The 17777-nt window shown below is 72.3% G+C and carries 12 protein-coding genes; 4 read left to right on the top strand and 8 right to left on the bottom strand.

Annotated features, from left to right (window positions below; all coding sequences use genetic code 11):
- Nucleotides 1-58 precede the first annotated feature (58 nt).
- From Dsi01nite_RS49960 to Dsi01nite_RS49945, 4 genes are all read right to left on the bottom strand, one after another.
- Nucleotides 59-1651, bottom strand: a complete 1593-nt coding sequence (locus Dsi01nite_RS49960) for a GDSL-type esterase/lipase family protein (protein WP_203853550.1) — start codon at nt 1649-1651, stop codon at nt 59-61.
- An 87-nt stretch (nt 1652-1738) separates the two neighbouring features.
- On the bottom strand, nt 1739-3580 hold the full coding sequence (locus Dsi01nite_RS49955) for a hypothetical protein (RefSeq protein ID WP_203853549.1): 1842 nt from the start codon (nt 3578-3580) through the stop codon (nt 1739-1741).
- A gap of 117 nt (nt 3581-3697) precedes the next feature.
- On the bottom strand, nt 3698-6778 hold the full coding sequence (locus Dsi01nite_RS49950; protein WP_203853548.1) for an ExeM/NucH family extracellular endonuclease: 3081 nt from the start codon (nt 6776-6778) through the stop codon (nt 3698-3700).
- A 102-nt stretch (nt 6779-6880) separates the two neighbouring features.
- On the bottom strand, nt 6881-7993 hold the full coding sequence (locus Dsi01nite_RS49945) for a hypothetical protein (RefSeq protein WP_203853547.1): 1113 nt from the start codon (nt 7991-7993) through the stop codon (nt 6881-6883).
- 142 nt (nt 7994-8135) lie between these two features.
- On the opposite strand from Dsi01nite_RS49945, the gene Dsi01nite_RS49940 reads away from it, so the two are divergent.
- Entirely contained in the window at nt 8136-8678 is a 543-nt protein-coding gene (locus Dsi01nite_RS49940) for a barstar family protein (RefSeq protein ID WP_239136953.1), read from the top strand.
- Nucleotides 8679-8741: 63 nt separating this feature from the next.
- Entirely contained in the window at nt 8742-9641 is a 900-nt protein-coding gene (locus tag Dsi01nite_RS49935; protein ID WP_203853546.1) for a dienelactone hydrolase family protein, read from the top strand.
- A 51-nt stretch (nt 9642-9692) separates the two neighbouring features.
- Here Dsi01nite_RS49935 and Dsi01nite_RS49930 read toward each other — a convergent pair whose 3' ends face one another.
- Entirely contained in the window at nt 9693-10511 is an 819-nt protein-coding gene (locus Dsi01nite_RS49930) for a MerR family transcriptional regulator (RefSeq protein ID WP_239136950.1), read from the bottom strand.
- 69 nt (nt 10512-10580) lie between these two features.
- Nucleotides 10581-11054 carry an SRPBCC family protein gene (locus Dsi01nite_RS49925; RefSeq protein WP_203853544.1) on the bottom strand — a complete coding sequence of 158 codons (474 nt, stop codon included), beginning with the start codon at nt 11052-11054 and terminating at the stop codon, nt 10581-10583.
- 121 nt (nt 11055-11175) lie between these two features.
- Between Dsi01nite_RS49925 and Dsi01nite_RS49920 the strand changes: the two genes are divergently transcribed.
- Complete coding sequence (locus Dsi01nite_RS49920) at nt 11176-12315, top strand: NAD(P)/FAD-dependent oxidoreductase (RefSeq protein WP_203853543.1); 1140 nt, start codon at nt 11176-11178, stop codon at nt 12313-12315.
- Nucleotides 12316-12357: 42 nt separating this feature from the next.
- On the opposite strand, the gene sigJ is transcribed toward Dsi01nite_RS49920, so the two are convergent.
- Entirely contained in the window at nt 12358-13230 is an 873-nt protein-coding gene (gene sigJ, locus Dsi01nite_RS49915) for an RNA polymerase sigma factor SigJ (protein WP_203853542.1), read from the bottom strand.
- Nucleotides 13227-13589 carry a VOC family protein gene (locus Dsi01nite_RS49910; protein ID WP_203853541.1) on the bottom strand — a complete coding sequence of 121 codons (363 nt, stop codon included), beginning with the start codon at nt 13587-13589 and terminating at the stop codon, nt 13227-13229. Before Dsi01nite_RS49910 ends, sigJ begins: the two co-directional genes overlap by 4 nt.
- 73 nt (nt 13590-13662) lie before the next feature.
- Between Dsi01nite_RS49910 and Dsi01nite_RS49905 the strand changes: the two genes are divergently transcribed.
- On the top strand, nt 13663-17568 hold the full coding sequence (locus tag Dsi01nite_RS49905; RefSeq protein ID WP_239136970.1) for a DUF4132 domain-containing protein: 3906 nt from the start codon (nt 13663-13665) through the stop codon (nt 17566-17568).
- The last annotated feature ends 209 nt before the right edge of the window (nt 17569-17777 follow it).

Genomic DNA, 17777 nt, shown 5'->3' with positions numbered 1-17777 from the left:
ACCTCGTCAGTAGCAGAACTCATCGCCACCATACCGATGGTTGATCAACCGCCAAGCGTCAGAGCAGGTCGAACGACTCCCACGGGCCGATCGCCGTGCGGTTGGCGATCAGTGCTGCCGCGCCGGCGTTCTCGGCGCACACGTAGCGGCCGTTGGCGACCGCCCGGAGGGAAGCGCTGCCGTCGGCGTTGCGGACCAGGTCGAACGTCTCGGCGGTGCCGATCGTGGTGCTGCTGGCAATGAGCGGGGAGCCACTGGGCGCGGTCACGTAGCGGCCGTTCGCGTGGGCCTTCAACGCGACCCGTCCACCGCCGAGATCGATGCGGTCGAACTGCTCCCACGGCCCGACCGCCGTGCGGTTGGCGATCAGCGCAGCGTTGCCGCCGTTCTCGGCCGTCACCAGTTTGCCGTTGGCGCGGGCGCGGAACGTCACCACCGTGGTGGGTGGCGGTGTGGTCGTCGAGCCGAACAGGGACAGGTTGACGGCGTTGGCGATCGCCTGCAGGCCGGCCTCGTTCGGGTGCAGGTGGTCGCCGGTGTCCAGGTTGGGCAGGAACCAGGTCGGGCGGGCCGGGTCGTGGGTGGCGTTGTCCTGGTCGATCACGCCGTCGCAGCCCGAGGACGCGCTCCGCACGAAGGCGTTGTACGCGCCCCGCGACGTCTCCGCGGCCGCCGACCAGCCGCCCGAGCCCTGGAACGGGGTGAGCGTCGAGCACAGGAACTTGACGCCCGCCGTGTGGGCCCTGGCGATGAGCGGCTTGACCGCGTCGATCAGCTGCTGGCCGGTCGGTGGGTTGGTGCGGTTGCTGCCCAGGTCGTTGATCGGGTCGTCGGAGAAGATGACCCACTTGACGCCGGCCTGGGACAGGACGTCGCGGTCGAAGCGGTTGGCGGCGGACTGGCCGGCGCCGTCGGCGAGCAGGCGGTTGCCGCTGATGCCCTGGTTGAGCACGCCGATGGTGCGGCCGGACTGGGCCAGGCGGACGGCGAGGTCGTTGGGCCAGCGGCGGTTGGCGTCCGTGCCCGAGCCGATGCCGTCGGTTATCGACGCGCCGAGCGTGGCGACCGCGCCGGTGGCCGCGGTGTTCTGCACGTCGAGGTTGGTGAGGAAGAAATAGTTGGTGCGGGTCTGCGCGCCGCTCAGGGTCGCGTTGCCGGCCGCGTTGCCGGGGACCACGTAGTTGGTCTGGCCGCCGAAGTCGTGCACGGTCGCGTTGCCGGTCGGCTGCGGGAGGTGGAAGCTCACGGCGACGTCGGCGAGCGCGTCGACCGTGAACGGCGCAGCGTCGCTGGTGGCGCTGCCGCCCACCGGGATGGTGACCGAGGCCGAGCCGCCGAAGGTGACGGCGCGGTCGCTGGCCGGGTCGATCGAGGAGCCGGACGTGCGTTTCGCGAGGTGCACGTTGGTGATCGTGACCGGCTGGGTGCCGAACACGTTGGACAGGCGCAGGCGGGCGGCGGTGCCGCCGATGCTGGTGCGCACGATCTGGCGGAGCGTCTGGTTGTTGAAGGTGGTGCCGCTGCTCTGGGGGGACGCCGCCCAGGTGCCGGTCCAGGCCACGTCGGCGGTGGCGGTGGAGGGCCCGATGAACGGGACCAGGACTGATGCGCCGGCGATCGCCAACACGGCGATGAGCTTCCTCGTCTTCATGGCTCGCATTTCTCTGCGTCGATACCGTCGGGAAGCGCGACCCGCCGTGGCCGCACTCCCCGACCGTAACGCAGGTTGCCTGACAGTTCACCGAGGCATAGAAGAATTTAAGGATCCGGAGTCCACCGGGTACGCCCGGATGACGGTCTGCGTAAATGTGGCGGTGGTGGTCCGCAGGGAGACGAAACCCCTCGCCGGAGGGTGCAGGGTGGCGGTCCAACCGGTGCGGGTCTGGCGCACGGGTGCCACGGACCAGGTCGTACCGTCGTCATAGGAGACCTCGACGGTGAGCCGGCGGATGACCGGCCGGGGCACACCCGGCTGCGTCTCAACGGCAATGGGCAGGTCGGAAGACCCGGGAACGGGCGCGTACCGGACCGCGGCGAGCGGCAGCAGCACGGGTGCCGTCCCGGCCACGTGTGACGACTGGAACGTCCACTGCGCCGTGACCCTGGTCGCGGGTCCGATGCCGTCGCCGCGCACGTCGGCGACCTCGAGCCGGTAGCTGCCCGGCGCCGCCGGCACCAGGAAGCGGCCCGAGTCCGTGGACTCTCCGATCAGGACGTCGCCGCGGTACAGCGAAACCCGGGTCGAACCCGCCAGCAGCAGCGATCCGGCGTGCCCGGCCCGGTCGCCGTACAGGGGAAGCTCGACGTCGATCTCGTCACCGGTGCGGCTGGCCCACTGCCACGTCGTCGCCGGCGTCTGGCCGAAGGCGGGGCCGAGCGGGCCGGTGTTCCACTCGTCGGTGGTGTGCTGTCCGCGCCGGTATTCGGTCGGGCCCTGATACAGCCGGCCGCCGTCGCTCGGCCACAACTCCGACGTCCATCGGGTCGCGGTCGTGCGGTACTCGACCCGGGTGCTGGGCAGCGTCGTCGGCACGACCAACGCGCTGCTGTCCATCCGTGGGGTGAAGGACGGGTACACCTGCCGTTGGGCCGAGGCGCCGGGCAGCGTGGTGCCGAAGTGCTGGTGCACGGCGGCGAAGTCGTCGGCGTGGTACGCCTTGACGAACCCGTTCGGGACCCGGCCGGGCAGGGACTCGGCGACGGTGTACAGGTACGGGCTGTCGGTGAAGTCGCCGCTGCCGTCGGGCCGCGCCCACTGCGCCGTGACACTGCCGACGAGCGCAGTCGGGGCGGCCGGCGGGCCGACCTGCCCCACCCGCACCCGGCTGAGGTCGTCGCCCATGAGCAGCGTGCCGACGCCGTAGTCGAGGTAGCTGGGGAACACCGTGTATCCGGTCTCGACGAAGCCGAGACGCGCCGAAGGCTCCGGCACGCTGAGCCGCACCGGCCGGGCGGCGCGGGCGTCCAGGACGACGGTCGTGTCACCGGTCAGGTCGACGACGGGCACGCCGAGCAGCGTCGTGCCGGCGTCGTCGTCGAGGTAGCTGCCGATGGTGTAGCGGCCCTTGGGCAACCGCAGCGTCGCCGTGCCGTCGGCACCGGTCGCCGGCCACTCCCAGATCGCGCGGTCCCAGCCGGTGACGGCGGAGTAGGCGCTCGCCGCGCCGCCACCCCGCCGGTCCAGATGGTGCAGGGTGAGCGTAACCAGGTCCCCTTCGGCGGAGCCGGATGCCGAAGCAGCGGCACCGGTACCGGAGACGGCGAACCCGCGGCGGTCCACGGCGCCGGCGGCGATCCGCGGCAGCACATCGTGCGGGATGACGAGCACGCTGTCGGCGGTGCGTTGCACGATGAACCGGATGCCGGCCCGCCCCGGTCCCGGCCGGACCGACAGGTCGCGGCCCGTGCCAGTGCCGAGGGTGACCCGGTCCCCCGTCGGCAGCGTCACGGTCCTGGCGGTGGCCGGCCGCCCGTGACCGGTCTGCGCCGGAGTCGTACCAGCGGTGCTGTCCGTCGTGACGACGACCGCGAGGCCGGCAATGAGCACGGCCAAGGCGGCGAAACGGGATGGTGGGCTCACAGGCTGCGCCTTCCGATCGGAGATGTCGAAAGGCAATGCACCGGAGGCGACGGTTCTTACCGAAAAGCAGCGGGGCCCTCGACCAACCGGTCGAGGGCCCCGTCAGTCACACAGCGGTCAGGGCAGCAGCTTCCAGGGACCCCACTGGTCGCCCGGGGGCTGGTTGCGGGTCCACCACTTGGCTTCGTACTTCTTGCCCTGGTAGAGCACCACGTCGCCGGTGACGAAGATGCGCGACGCGGTCCAGATGGCGGTGCCGTCGGGAGCGGTCGAGATCTGCTGCCACGGGCCGTACGGGTCACCCGGGGTCTGGTTCTGGGTCCACCAGCTGGCCTGCCAGACGGAACCCTGGTAGGTGACCTTGTCGCCGTTCAGGTAGACCTTCGAGGCGCTCCAGGCCGGGAAGGCCGGCGTCACCGGCGGGTTCAGGCCGACGACGACCGGGTCGTGGTCGGAGGCGGCGAACGGGTCGCTGCCGTTGAACAGCAGGGTGGCGTTGTAGTTGTAGCGGCTGTACGAGTAGGCGATCGCCTCCTGCGCGTTGATCTGCCAGACGTCGGCGCCGGTGACCAGGGCGCGGGCGGCCGCGTTGGCCAGCACGTGGTCGAGGGAGCCCTGCAGGCCGTTGAAGGAGTACGTCGACTCGGACGGGTCGTACGTGGAGCCGAGGTCGCTGTAGCCGGCGGCGTACAGGACCTGCATCGGGTCTTCCTGCGTGTAGGAGTTGAAGTCACCGACCAGGAAGATGCGGTCGGTGCCGAGGGACGCCGCCACGGACGAGGCGAAGGCGCTGGTGTCCTGGGCCTCGCGGACCCGGGTCGCGTTGAACGAGCCCTGGTTCACCGCCGGTGAGGACGTGTCCTCGGCGTCGCCGGGGTAGAGCGGCGTGCCGCTGCCCTTCGACTTCCAGTGGTTCGTGACGACCAGGAAGGCGTCGGCGTCGGTGGCGCCGATCTTCTTGAAGCCCTGGGCGAGGGGTTCACGGGCGATCGAGAACGGCTGGCCGGGGCCCGAGGATGTGGTGAGGATCGTCGAGGGTCCGACGAGCGCGACCTCGGCGGGCTTGTAGATGAAGGCGCTGCGGATCACGTCCTCGTCCGCGAGGGCGGGCAGGACGGCCGGCGAGGGCACGTACGCCCACACCGTGCTGCCGGCGGCCGCGTTGAGCGCGTCGACCAGGGTGGCGAGCGCGGCATCTCTACCACGGCCGAACTTGGCCGAGTTCTCGACCTCTTCCAGCGACACGATGCTGGCGCCGAGCCGGTTGATGCCGGTCACGATCTTCGCCTGCTGCCGCTGGAAGCTCGCGTCGTTCGCCGCGCCACGGGGGCCCGAGCCGGTGCACGTGTTGACCGCGATGCGGTTGCCGGCCCGGTCGTTGTAGAAGGTGCACGTGCCGAGGCCCTGCTGGACGTACAACTCCCCGGTCATGGGGAAGTAGTTCTCGACGTTGAACGTCGCCAGCCGGACCGTGCCGCCGACGTTGGCGGGCTGCTGGTTGCCGGTGCGGGTGTCGCTGAAGGTCGCGACCGCGGCGCCGTCGTCGGTCACTCGTTGGGTCGGCTGGAAGTTCCAGAGGGAGAAGCGGTACTCGAGGATCACCGGCTGGTGGAAGGTGACCTTCGAGCCGATGCTGACGGCGTTGGTCGAGGTGAACCACGGCAGCGGGATGCCGGTGTTCGCGGCGGCGCTGTAGTTGACGCTCGCGCCGTCGTCGAGGGTCACCGTGCGGGCCGCGGCGTCGGCGACGGCGGCCTGCGCCGCGGCGCTCCCGGGCGGGCCGGCGTCGGTGGGCTGGCGCAGCGGTGCGTCGCCGGAGGCCAGGGTGAAGGAGCCGTACCAGTTGGCGTCGTAGTTGTCCGCGACGGTGAACGTGCCCTGCGGCACGACAAGCTCACCCTCGTGGGTCTCCTTCTGCGCGTCCGTCGTCAGCGAGGACCACGGGATCGCACCGGGCACGACGGCCGGGAACGGGGTGGTGAGCTTCGTGACCGTCGGGGCGCTGAGCTCGGTGGTGCCCTGGAACTCGACCACGTTGCCCGTGACCCGCACGCTGTCACCGGTGCTGACCTGCCCCGCGGCGACGGAGCCGAAGACGAAGATCGCGTCGGAGGCACCGGGGGTGGCGTCGGTGCTGCCGCCACTGCCGCCGGTCTGCAGGAAGAAGCCGTTGAAGCCGCCCGTGGCGTACACGGCGGTCACGACGCCCTCGGTCGTCACGGTCTGGCCGACGAGGGGCGAGGTGTCGGTGTTGGTGCCCTGGATCTCGGCGACCGGCACGACCGTCGTCGTGGTGGTGACGGTGAAGGTGAACGTCGCCGAGCCGCTCGCGCCGCCCGACTCGGTCGCGGTGACCGTCACCGACGAGGTGCCGGCGGCGGTCGGCGTGCCGGAGACCACCCCGTCCGTCGCGATCGACAGACCTGCGGGGAGTCCGGCGGCGGTCCAGGTGTACGGCGCGGCGCCGCCGGACGCGGCGAGGGCCAGCGGCGCGATCGCCGTGCCGGTCGTCGCGTTCTGCGGGCCGGGGTTCGTCACCGTGACCGTGGTGGGGCCGCCGTCGGACGCGGCGTTCTGCGGCACCGGCGTCGCGGTGTGGAAGTCGGCGGCGTTGCTGTCGGTGTCGGCGCCGGCCGCGTCGCGCTGGTAGCTCAGGACGAGGGAGTTGCCGGCCGCGGCGGTGCCCTCCGGGGCGTTGCTGGTGCCCCAGCCGATCCGGTCGATCACGGAGGCGTCGGTCGGGAGCACGCCGGTCGCGCTGGCCGCGATGTACAGCGTCCCGCCGCCGGCACCGGGGTTGACGCTGCTGCCGGTGAACAGGTCGGGCGTGGGCAGCGGCGCGCCCGGGTTGGTGGTGGCGTTGTTGCCCGGCAACATGATCAGGAAGTGCCCGTGCGCGGCGACGGTGCCGGTGAGCGTGAACACCTGCGCGCCGCTCGGCACGACGGTGCTGGTGGGCGCGCGGTACTGCAGCGTGTTACCGGTCAGGTTCACGGGGCTGGACGTCGGGTTGTAGAGCTCGACGAACTTGTTGAGGAAGCTCGCACCGGACGAGCCGCCGTTGACGTACGCCTCACTGATGACCAGACCCGTGCCGGCCGGGTTGGCGGCGGCCGGGTCGGCGAATAATGGCCAGGCCAGCCCGGCTGTGGATACGGCTAAGGCAACGATGGCGCGGGGAATCAGCGCACGGGACATTGACCCGGACCTCCAGGTATCGAGACGGCGACCATATGACGCTAGGCGCTCGGGGGCCTGCTGTCGCCGGACGAGAGCTGAACGGCGGGTTTCAACGAGGGTCTACCCCTGGCTACGGAGCCGCTCGATGAACGATCGCTGCTTCACGATCGGCTTCGCCGCCGCCGGCGCGATCAATCCACGGGACCGCAGGTCCGCCCAGATCCACGGTGGACACAGGCCCCGGTAGCTGCGGAACTCCTCCAGCGGCACGCTGGTCGGTTTCAGCTCCAGCCAGCTCTCCTTGGTCAGCACCCCGCGGCAGCGCTCCAGCGGCAGCGGCAGGTAGCCGTCGAACCGGGACTTGTCCTGGCTGGTGATCCTCAGCACCGCGGCGTCCTCGCCGTCCACGCTCAGCACCAGGACGGGCCGGTCCTTGCCCTCTTCCTCTTCCTCTTCTTCCTCTTCGAACCTCACGAACGCGTTCCACACCTCGTGCGCGGCGGGGACCCGGACGGCCCGTTCCTTTGCCGCGGGGCGGTGCTTCACGCCAAGATCCGGCCGGAACCGTCGCAGCGCCCCGATGGTGAGCACGGCCGCCGCCAGCACCAGCAATGGGAGGACCAGCAGCATGATGGCGACGGTGGTGGTGGATGCGGTACGGGGGCTGCCCGCCACCGGCACGTGATTGACCGATGCCCAGGCGCCGACCAGCCCGATCGCCGCGACGATCACCGCGGCGCGGACGAACAGGTGCACGACCCCCTCGATGGCCGCCCACTGCCAGACGGCGATGCACACGACGAGGGCGCCGACCGTGACGGCGCCGCCGGTCCAGAAGTGGAAGACCCGGAAGCCGAGCGCGTACGCGACACACTTCGCGAGCGTGCACCCCGCGAGCAGGATGCCGGCGCGCAGGAAGATCTGACCGATCGTGTTCTCACCGACCGTGCGGAAGCGCCGGCCCAGCACCAGCGCGACCACCGGCGCCGCCACCAGCCCCGGCCAGATCTCCCCGGCACCACGGTGGCCGAGCAGCACGTCGGCGGGCAGCCCGATGACGGCCGCGCCACCGAACCAGACCGCGACCACGATCGGCAGCAGCACGAACCCCAGCGGCGTGAAGAACAGCGACCGGTCCTCCCAGGCGATCACGCACACAAGGGTGAAGCCGATCACCGCGGCGATGAACAGCAACGCCGCGCTCCCGTTGAGCAACCCGGCCGCGACAGTCATGCACGTCCCTCCCCGACACGGTCCGCCCCAGCGTGCCACAGCGGTACGGTCGGAACCATGACGGACCGTCCGGTGCCGCCGCGGCGCGGGCAACCCCGGCGGCGCACCGCACCGGCGGAAGATCAAGGCGACGATCGCCGCTGTGGACACCGACGGCCGCGTCACCCACACGTTCGCCACGCTCCGGGCATCGGTGGCTGGCGCCCGGCCGTCGGCGCTGGGCGACGGGCTGCTCGACGTCACCTTCGACGCCGGGATCGGCGGCGCGATGCCGGTCGGCGCGTGGGACATCTGGGAGCGCTGGCGCACCCTGGGCCGCCCGACCGAGCCGGGGCTGTGGACCGCGTACGACCGGGATCTGCGGCACCAGTGGCTGGGCGCCGCGCTCCGGCACCACCGGCACGGCGAACCGGACCGGCCCGCGGGTACCACGTATCACCTGGACGGCCGGCACGTGACCGACATCGAAGGGTTCTGGTGCGCGATCGGCGAGGCCGTCAACGGCCCCGGCGGTTACTTCGGCTGGAACGCCTCGGCGTTCGACGACTGCCTGCGCGGCAGGTGGGGCGCGGCGACCCCGTTCCGCCTGGTGTGGCACGACGCCGAGGCGGCCCGGACCCACCTCACCCTCGACGACCCGATGGGGTGGTTCGAGGAGCACCACGTGGAGGTGGTGCTGCGCTGATCGGCGGCCGTCCCCGGCACACGGCGATACAGTCGGTGCTCAGGAGCCAGGAGGTGGACGCCGGTGTCGAGCATCAATGAGTACCTGACCTCCGAGGTCGTCGTGGACTACTCCGACGGCCTGATCAACCGGCGCGAGGCGCTGCGGCGGCTGTCGATGCTCGGGGTCGGTCTCGCCGTGGCCGGGGCGATGCTCGCCGCCTGCTCGCCGGCCGGGACGCCCGAGCCGTCCGGGCCCGCCTCCACCGGGCCGTCCGGGCCCGCACCGGCCGGGCCCGCGCCGCTGCCCACGCAGGCGATCACGTTTCCCGGCCCGCAGGGGACGCTGCAGGGCGCCTTCGCCGCCGCCGCCGAGCCGCGCGGCTCGGTCCTGGTGATCCACGAGAACCGGGGGCTCACCGACCATATCCGCTCCGTCGCCGGCCGGCTCGCCGCCAGCGGTTACTCGGCACTCGCGATCGACCTGCTGTCCGAGGAGGGCGGCACCGCGAAGTTCACCGACCCCGCCGAAGCCACCGCCGCCCTCGGCGCGGTGCCACCCGCCCGGTTCATCGCCGACCTGAGAGCCGGCGTGGACGAGCTGCTGCGCCGCACCCCGGCGAAGCCCCCCGCGGCGATCGGCTTCTGCTTCGGCGGCGGCATGGTCTGGCAACTCCTCGCCGCCGGCGAACCCCGGCTGCGCGCGGCGGTCCCCTTCTACGGCCCGTTCCCCGACAACGCCGACCTGTCCGGCTCCAGGGGCGCGGCCGTCCTGGGCGTCTACGCCGAGCTCGACACCCGCGTCAACGCCACCCGCGACGCCGCCAAGGCAGCCCTGGAGAAGGCCGGCCTGCAGCACGAGATCGTCACCTACCCCGGCGCCAACCACGCCTTCTTCAACGACACCGGCCAGCGGTACGACCCCACCGCCGCGACCCAGGTGTACCAGCGCCTCCTCGACTGGCTCGGCACCAACCTCAGCTGAGTGCCCGCCACGCGACGGTAGCGGGCACTGCGGCGCTTCGGACGTGCGGACTCAGTCGAGCGGGAAGGCGACGTCGCACACCTCGTCGGACGGGGCGGCGGCGCCGAAGTCGGCGAAGTACACCTCGCGTGGTGCTGGGCTCACCGGGAGGCCCTGCGAGGACACCCATTGGCCGACGGCGTCGAAGGCGGACAGGATCTGCGGGTAGCCGACCTGGGCCTTGGTGATGCGGGTGTACGCCTCGCGGTGCGCGGGTTCGACCCGGGTCGCCGCTTCGACGGGGCCGGTCGGGTCGACGGGGAGGCAGATCTCGACGGGGCCGTCGCTGTCCTCGTTGACCTCGCCGTGGTAGATGATGAAGCAGGGGCCGACGATGCCGTCCCCGTGCCCGGCGGCGGCCTTCAGCAGGCGGCCGACGGCCTCGTCGATCCAGGCCGGCAGGTCCTGGACCTTGACGTGCCGCTGCTCGGTCAGCACGGTCTGCTCCGGCACGTCGCGGACCTTCACGTCATACATGGTGTACCCCTCCGGGTTGTCGAGCAGCCGGTGGCGCAGGTGGGTGACGATCGCACGGCGCACGGCCGTGGCGTGTTCCTGGGCGGCCCAGTAGTCGCCGATGAGGGCGGCCTGGGTCGGCGGGTCGTCCGCCGCGACGATCGTGGCGATGGTGGCCAGGGGCATGTCGATGCGGCGGAGCCGGGCGATCAGCCGCGCCTGCTCCAGCTGCTGCTCGCGATACCAGCGGTAGCCGTTGTGCTCGTCGACGGCGGCGGGCAGGAGGAGGCCCTGCCGTTCGTAGAGCCGCAACGCCTTCGGTGACAGCCACGACCGCCGCGCGAACACCCCGATGGTCACCAGGTCCTCGTCCACCCGTGCTCCTTCCGGGTCGGGCCGGTCGGCCCGACGCACTCCACGGTCGACCTTTCCCATGGGGCAAGGTCAAGCGTCGCGCGGCGACTCGAGCTGCCGTTTCAGCCGGTCGAGGGTGATCCGCATGCCCTCGCGGTTGGCCGCCGGTCGGGCGTTGGCGACCTTGCCGGTGAACACCCTGCCGAGGATCATCGCGCCGCGGACCCGCTGATCGATCCAGTACTGGCTGACCTGCGTGCCGCCGTCGGCCGGGGCGAGCCGGAACCCCCAGCGGGCCACCGGCAACCCGAACGTCGTCACGTCGAACGCGAACTCGGCGCCCGGCTCCGCCGCGACGACCCGGCAGGTGGTGAACCAGACATACGGCCCGCGCCGGTTGAACCCGACGAACCGTCCCGGCAGCCGCCCGGGTGAACGGCTCAGCACCCAGGTGGCGAAGCACTCCGGGCTCAGTCTCGCCATCCGGCGGACGTCGGCCACGGCGTCGAACACCGCGCCGGGCGGGGCGGCGACCACGATCCGCTCGACAACCTCGTCAGCCATGCCGCCCAGGTTACCGAGCGGTGACCGGCGTCACGGTCGGGCCGGCTCACGGATCGGTCGGCCGTCTCGTCCTGGGGGTGAAGCGCGCCGGGACCCGGCGCCCAGTCAGAAGGAGCCGGCCATGCACCGGATCGTCGTCCTCGGAGCCGGGTACACCGGCATGATCGCCGCCATCCGCGTGGCCCGCCGCACCCGGCGACGGGACACGCAGGTGACCCTGGTCAACCCGTCGGACCGCTTCACCGAGCGGCTGCGGATGCACCAGACCGCCACCGGGCAGACCCTGACCGACCGGCGCATCCCCGACCTGCTGCGGGGCACCGGCGTCGAGTTCGTGCGGGCCCGCGCCGAGCGGATCGACACCGTGCGCCGCGAGGTGAGCGCCGGCGGCCGCACGATCGGCTACGACACGCTCGTGTACGCGATCGGCAGCGTCGCCGACACGGTCACGGTCGAGGGGGCTCAGGCTTACGCGTACACCTTGAACACCGTCGAAACGGCGGGACGGCTGGCGAACGTCCTGGCCGGGCGGCCGGACGCGGTGGTCGCGGTCGTCGGCGGCGGGCTCACCGGGGTGGAGGCCGCGACCGAGATCGCGGAACGGCACCCGGCCGCGCGGGTGGTGCTCCTCAGCCGCGCCGCGCCCGGCCCGCTGATGTCCGCGCGCGCCCGCGCCCACCTCGACCGGGCCCTGACCCGCCTGCGCGTCGAGGTGCGGGCCGGGGTGGACGTCGTCGCGGTGCGGCCCGGCGCGGTCGAGCTGGCCGGCGGGGAGGTCGTCGCCGCCGACGCGACGCTGTGGACGACCGGGTTCACCGCGTCGCCGCTCGCCGCCGAGGCGGGGCTCACCGTCGACGAGCACGGACGGATCGTCGTCGACGCGACGCTGCGGTCGGTGTCGCACCCGGACGTCGTCGCGATCGGTGACGCCGCCGCGATCCGGCAGCCGTGGGGCACGGTCCACGGCACCTGCCAGAGTGGCATCCCCAGCGGGGCGCATGCCGCCGACAGCATCGCGCGGGTGCTGGCGGGCAAGGCGGCGAAACCGTTCCGGTTCGGGTACATCCACCAGCCGGTGTCCCTGGGCCGCAAGGACGCGGTCATCCAGTTCACGCACGCCGACGACACGCCGCGGCGGTGGTTCCTGTCCGGGCGGGCCGCGGTGATCTACAAGGAGCTGGTGACGAGCAGCCCTTTGCCGTCGTACCGGATGTCGCGGCGCTTCACCGTGCCGGCCGCCTTTCTCTCCTCACGCGGTTAGTCCTTCTCGTCTCACGCGGTTAGTCCTTCTCGTCTCACGCGGTTAGTCCTTCTCGTCTCCCGGGGTCAGTCCGTTGAGTTTCTCGGGGTTCGTCATCAGGTGGATCGAGTGGACCAGGCCGTCGATCAGATGCAGGACGACGGCCGTCGACGGGGTGCCGGCGGAGTACACCACGATCGCCGGCCCGCCGTTGACCTGCTCGAGCCGGATGCTCGGGGCGTCGGGCAGCCGCCCGGCGAACGTCAGCAGCGCCCGCGAGACAAGCTCCAGGCCCACGATCACCTTGCGCGGTGCGGGTGCCAGGCCGCCGCCGTCGCTGACCAGCTCCACGCCCGGCGCCAGCACGGCGATCAGCTCCCGCAGGTCCCCGCCGGCGCACGCGGCCAGGAACCGCTCGGTCACCTCGGTGCGGGTGGCGAGGTCGGTGTCATACCGGACGCGGTGCTCCTCGACGTGGGCGCGGGCCCGCACCGCGGTCTGCCGGACCGAGATCTCGCTCCTGCCGACGAACCCGGCGATCTCCGCGTGGGAGTAGCCGAACGCCTCGCGGAGCACGAACACGGCACGCTCCAGCGGCGACAGCGACTCGAGCACCAGCAGCATCGCGGTGGACACCGAGTCGGCGAGGGCCACCCGCTCGGCGACGTCGGGGGTGGTGAGCATGGGCTCCGGCAGCCAGGGCCCGACGTACTGCTCCCGGCGGGCCTGGGCGCTGCGCAGGCGGTCGATCGCGAGACGGGTCGTGACCCGCACCAGATACGCCTCGGGGTCCTCGACGGTCGCCGGGTCGACGGTGCTCCACCGCAGCCAGGTGTCCTGCACGACGTCCTCGACGTCGCCGACCCGGCCGAGCACCCGATACGCGACGGCGTTCAACCGGCCGCGGTGCCGGTCGAAGACCTCGGCCGCGATCATTGCTGCAGGATCGACAGGATGTTGCCGGCCGGGTCCTTGAACCAGGCGATCAGCGGCCCGCCGGCACGGTGGATGCCGTGCTCGTCGGTGGTCTCGTACTGCTCGAACACCACGCCTCTGGCGCGCAGCGCCGCGGCCGTGGCCTCGATGTCGGCGACCGGGAAGTTGAGCACGGTGAACGTGGCCGGCTGGTGGTCGGGCTTCGGGTAGACGAGCACGTCCTTGTCGCCGGCGAGGCGCAGGTGCAGCATGCCGTTCGCCTCGTCGACCTTCAGGCCGAGCGTGTCGCCATAGAACCGCTTGGCGGCCGGGATGTCGCCGGCCGAGAACCCGCTGAACGCCTTCGAATCCGTGAGCATCTCCTGTTCCTACCACTGTTCCTGGCTTTTCTTGTCTTTTCTTGTCGGGGGGTCTGGTTACTGTGGCGCGGTGATGACATGGACCGCGCCGCCGGCGTCGCCCGCGCCGCCTCCGTTCCTGCCCCCGCCTGCTTCTCTCGAGTGGCGGGACAGGGTCGCGGTGAGCCCGTGGCTGCGGTCGGTCCTGCACCCGCGCCGCGGCGGGATCGTCACGCCCGTCCGGCCGCTCGCCGGTGTCGAGGAGGCGTGGGCGGGGCTGCGCCGCGGGGTGTGGTCCGAGGACCGCGCGATCAGCGAGCGTGGCTATGCCTCACGGGTCTGGGAGCTGGTCACCTCGTCGTCGGCCGAGGAGCGGGCGGTCGGCCTGCGCCTGCTCGACCCGGTGCACCGCATCGGCACCGCCGAGGAGGACCGGCGGCTGGTCGAGACCTGCCGGGCGCGGTTCGAGTACCTGTCCGGCCCCGCGCACGAGTGGCTCGCCGACTTCATCGTCGCCGCGCACGGGCTGGTCGAGGGGTGCCGGCGCATCCTCGGCGGCCTGCACGTCGAGCTGCCCTATGTCGGCGTCGGCGTCTTCGGCCGGCTCCGGCAGCTGCTGGTCCTCGCCGACGAGCCGACCTACGCGCAGGCCCGCGACGCGTTGCTGGAGGTCCGCGACCGGCTGGCGGCCAGGCACACCGGCGGCCTGCGCGCCGACCTGTTCTGGGTCACGTCGTTCCTGCTGCCACTCGGCCCGCTCGCCGGCGACGAGGAGCGGCGCGCACACGGCGCCGCGCTGCGGTACATGGTCGAGTTCGGCCACGGCGACACCCACGCGTGCGGGCTGGCCGCCGGTGACCTCGACACCCTGGAGCGGTTCCTGGCGGCCAACAAGCGGCGGGTGCGATGGGAGTTCTTCGGCGCGTCCGGCGGCGGGATCTACCTGGCGAGCATCCTGGAGATCGCCGGCGCCGCCGCGGGCCCGGTCCTGGCCGGGATGAAGCCGGCGTACCCGTTCGAGGACCACGCCCACCACAACGGCGTGTGGTGCGGCCTGCTCGCCCACGTCGACGATGATGCCGCCCGCGATGCCCTCCGGCGCGAGCGTGAGGCCGGCCACCCGTGGGCGACGCTGGGCCCGCTCACCGATCCGGCGGCCTTCGAGCCCGGCACCGACCCCTCGACCGTGACCCCCGTGCCGGAGGGCGTCCCCCGCGACTACGTGCCGCCGGCCGCCGCGCACCCCGTCTGGCTGGGACCGACCGTGCCGGCCGCGTCGGCGCCGGACTTGGCGGTCTCGCCCGCGGCCGCCTTGGCGGTCTCGCCCGCGACGGCCTCGGCGGGCTCGCCCACGGCCGCCTTGGCGGGCTCGCCCGCAGCGGCCTTGGCGGTCGTGCCGGTGCTGCGCTGGCGCGACGAGGAGCGGGAGGCCGCTGATCGGCAGAGCACCTACGAGGACGGCGTCCAGTGGGACGGCGTGCCGATCAGCCGGTGCGACACCGCGCAGGTGACCGCGTGGCTGGAGCACCGCGAGCACTGGGCGCTGCCGACCACGCTGCCCATGCTCGCCCTCGCACCACTGTGGACGCACGAGCGGTTGATGGCGCTCGGCTTCGAGCAGCACCACTACTGGGTCCGCTTGGTGCCGCTGCTGCTGCTCCGGCACGGCACCGGTCACGTCGCCCCGCTGCTCGCCGCCTTCGCCGACCCGCGCAGCGTGGAGCCCGCCCTGCAGGCGGCGCAGCCGGTCGGCCACGTGTCGCTCACCGCGCCGGTCGTGCAGGCGTTCGCCGGCAAGAAGCTGCGCCGCCTCGCCCGCTCCTGGCTGCTGCGCCACCCCGCACACGCCGCAGCGGGCGCCGTCGCGCTGTGGTCATCGACACCGAAGGACGCCGCGGTCGCCCGGGTGCTGCGCTACCTCGACGCACAGGGCCAGCGGCCGCTGCTCCTCACCCAGGCCGGCGCTCTTGCCGATGCTGCCGGCGGCTCCCTGGTCAACGACCTGACGGCATTGCTCGACCAGGACCCCGGGGTCGCCACGAAGCTGCCCGCGTATGTCACGTCGGCGCCGCTACCGCCGCTCGTCGCGTCCACCGCCACAACCGGCGGCACGGTCGCGGACGTCAGAACGGTCGCAGCCGGCCCAGGCACGGACGTCGGAGCAATCGCGGGCGCCATCGCCAAACCAGGCACGCTCTCCGATGCCGGAACAGTCGCGGACGCCACCACCCCAGCGGCCACGGACAGAACGGGCGCGGACGTCGCAGCGCTCACGAGTGTCGGACCGGTCACGGACGCCACCACCCCAGCGGCCACGGACAGAACGGGCGCGGACGTCGCAGCACTCACGGGCATCGGACCGGTCACGGACGCCACCACCAGAACGGGCACAGACGCGGAGGTCGCAGCGGACGGGGCGGTCGTGGACGGGGCGGTCGTGGACGGGGGCGTCGGAGCAATCGCGGATGCCGGTGCTGTCGAGGGCTTGCTGGTGCGCCTCGCGGTGTGCGATGCCGACTCGGTGCACCCCGGTGTTCTCGCCGCACGTGAGGCGTGGACGCCTGAGTCGCGGGCCGCGTTCGCGCTGGAGCTCTACGAGCGCTGGCTCGCCGCCGGCGCGCCCGCCGCCGACGGCTGGTGCATGCAGGCCGTCGGGCTCATCGGCGATGACGCCGGCGCCCGACGGGTCGCCGCCGATGCCAAGCACTGGCCCGGTCAGGGCGCCAGCGCCCGCGCGCAGGCCGCCCTCGACGCGCTGCGGCACCGCGGCACCGATGCCGCCCTCATCGAGCTCAACCTGCTCGCCGAGAAGTCGAGGTTCCCGGTCTTCAAGAGCGTTGCCCGCCAGCACATCGAGGCGATCGCCGACCTGCGCGGCCTCACGCCGGACGAGCTTGCCGACCGGCTCGTGCCGACCCTCGGCCTCGACGACGACGGCGGCACGGTCGACACCGATGCCGGCACGTTCCGGATCGCCTTCGACCACCAGCTCCTGCCCGTCGTCCGCGACGCCGCCGGTCGGGTGCACGCCGACCTGCCCAAACCGGCCCGCGGCGAGGACAAGCAGCGGCACAAGCGGGCGAAGGACCGCATCGCCGCGCTGCGCAAGGAGGCCCGTGCCTCGGCGTCGCTGCACGTGTCCCGGCTGGAGCGGGCCATGTGCACCGGCCGCCGCGTCCCCGCCGACGTCTTCCTCGACCGCTTCGCCACCCACCCGTGGATGAGCCACCTCGCCCGCCGCCTGGTCTGGGGCGCCTTCGACGGCACCACCCTCGTGTCCACGGTCCGCGTCGCCGAGGACGGCACCCTCGCCACCGTCACCGACGAGCCCGCCACCCTGCCACCCGGCGCGACCCTCGGCGTCCTGCACCCGCTCGAGTTCCCTACCGGCACCACCGCCACCGCCACCGGCGAGCCCGCAAACCTGCTACCCGGCGCGACTCCCGGCATCCTGCACCCGCTCGAGTCCCCCACCAGCATCCTCACCACGAACACACTGGTGACCGGCACCGTCACCGCCGGCACGATCGACGCGGGCACCCTCCACACGGGCACCCTCGCCGCCGGCACGATCGACGCGGGCACCCTCGACATGGGCACCCTTGCCGCCTGGGCTGAGGTCTTCGCCGACTACGAGCTGCTCCAGCCCTTCGAGCAGCTCGGCCGGCCGTTCTATGAGCTTGCTGCTGTTGAACGCACCGCCGCGGCCATTGATCGGTTCGAGGGTCACAAGACGACGTATGCCGTGCTGCGCGGGCTGGAGCGGCGAGGCTGGATCCGGTGGTACGACGCCGCCGTGCAGATGGCGAAGCCGCTCGGTGGTGGCGTGCATGCGGTGTTGGAGACCGATCCTGGCTGGCATGCCTCGGACACTGTCGACTCGGCGCTGCCGCAGACGGTCGGCTCGGTGGTCCTGGCGGGTGCCGGTAACCGCACGTTTGCTGACCTGCCGCGGGTTGCCTTCTCCGAGCTGATCCATGACCTGCGGATCGTGACCTGAGCCCAAACCGCTGATGGTGTGATCTTGAGCCGTTGCGCTGGCGGGGATCTGCGGTGCTGCGGCGTTGACTTGCGCCCCGCCGCACTGGTTGCCCTGCGTCGCGGTTCGCGTGGGGTTTCGTCCAGGCCTTCAGGTATTCGCCCACACGGCGGCGGACTTGATGGCTCCGCCCGGACGCGTCAGCGTCCGGGCGACAGGGTGGCGTGGGC

This window comes from Dactylosporangium siamense (assembly GCF_016862795.1).
GTDB lineage: Bacteria > Actinomycetota > Actinomycetes > Mycobacteriales > Micromonosporaceae > Dactylosporangium > Dactylosporangium siamense.
Note: the sequence above shows the minus strand (reverse complement) of the source record. Positions and strands in the feature narration are given on the sequence as shown.

Excerpts from the sequence above, each read along its gene's own strand:
- Dsi01nite_RS49960 (WP_203853550.1), bottom strand. The coding sequence starts at position 1,651 with ATGAAGACGAGGAAGCTCATCGCCGTGTTGGCGATCGCCGGCGCATCA.
- Dsi01nite_RS49950 (WP_203853548.1), bottom strand. The coding sequence starts at position 6,778 with ATGTCCCGTGCGCTGATTCCCCGCGCCATCGTTGCCTTAGCCGTATCC.
- Dsi01nite_RS49945 (WP_203853547.1), bottom strand. The coding sequence starts at position 7,993 with ATGACTGTCGCGGCCGGGTTGCTCAACGGGAGCGCGGCGTTGCTGTTC.
- Dsi01nite_RS49925 (WP_203853544.1), bottom strand. The coding sequence starts at position 11,054 with ATGGCTGACGAGGTTGTCGAGCGGATCGTGGTCGCCGCCCCGCCCGGC.
- Dsi01nite_RS49920 (WP_203853543.1), top strand. The coding sequence starts at position 11,176 with ATGCACCGGATCGTCGTCCTCGGAGCCGGGTACACCGGCATGATCGCC.
- sigJ (WP_203853542.1), bottom strand. The coding sequence starts at position 13,230 with ATGATCGCGGCCGAGGTCTTCGACCGGCACCGCGGCCGGTTGAACGCC.
- Dsi01nite_RS49910 (WP_203853541.1), bottom strand. The coding sequence starts at position 13,589 with ATGCTCACGGATTCGAAGGCGTTCAGCGGGTTCTCGGCCGGCGACATC.
- Dsi01nite_RS49905 (WP_239136970.1), top strand. The coding sequence starts at position 13,663 with ATGACATGGACCGCGCCGCCGGCGTCGCCCGCGCCGCCTCCGTTCCTG.